The sequence below is a fragment of the Mesorhizobium sp. M7A.F.Ca.US.006.04.2.1 genome, from assembly GCF_004022915.1.
In the GTDB taxonomy this organism is placed as follows: domain Bacteria; phylum Pseudomonadota; class Alphaproteobacteria; order Rhizobiales; family Rhizobiaceae; genus Mesorhizobium; species Mesorhizobium ciceri.
The window spans coordinates 1-382 of record NZ_RZQA01001704.1; the positions used below are offsets into that span (position 1 = coordinate 1).

Below are 382 nucleotides of genomic sequence, written 5' to 3' on the forward strand. Positions count from 1 at the left end.
GCGCCGGCCCAGGCGGGCTGCGCCCGGGCAAGTGCGTCCAGCGACGCCAAGGCGGCGCCGGCCTGGAAGGCGGCGTCGATCTCGCTGGCGTCACGGCCGGACGCGAGCGCCCACGCCGGAACGGAGGGCGGCGCAGAGGAGCTGGCGGTCGCGGGATCGAGGCGAATCATGATTTTGGAGGGTAAAGCGCGCGTGCGCTTTGCGCTATGATTTTCGCACCGAAACGCACAGCCTGTCGTGCAGATATAATGAATGATAATGTTGCATTATCGTTCGTTACAAGCCATGCTAGCAGAATGGCCCCTATCGTCGACCTGAGCCGCGAAAATCGTCCTGAGGACAGCTCAGTGCCGTCCCACAGCACGACCGCGATCGCCAGCAC

2 protein-coding genes are annotated in these 382 nt (G+C 64.1%); both read right to left on the reverse strand.

Annotation, left to right across the window (positions count from 1 at the left end):
• On the reverse strand, positions 1-170 hold a 170-nt coding region (locus tag EN925_RS39505), incomplete at its 3' end, for a DUF1403 family protein (RefSeq protein ID WP_128337526.1).
• On the reverse strand, positions 167-382 hold a 216-nt coding region (locus tag EN925_RS40420), incomplete at its 5' end, for a hypothetical protein (RefSeq protein WP_206633260.1). The genes EN925_RS39505 and EN925_RS40420, both read right to left, overlap by 4 nt.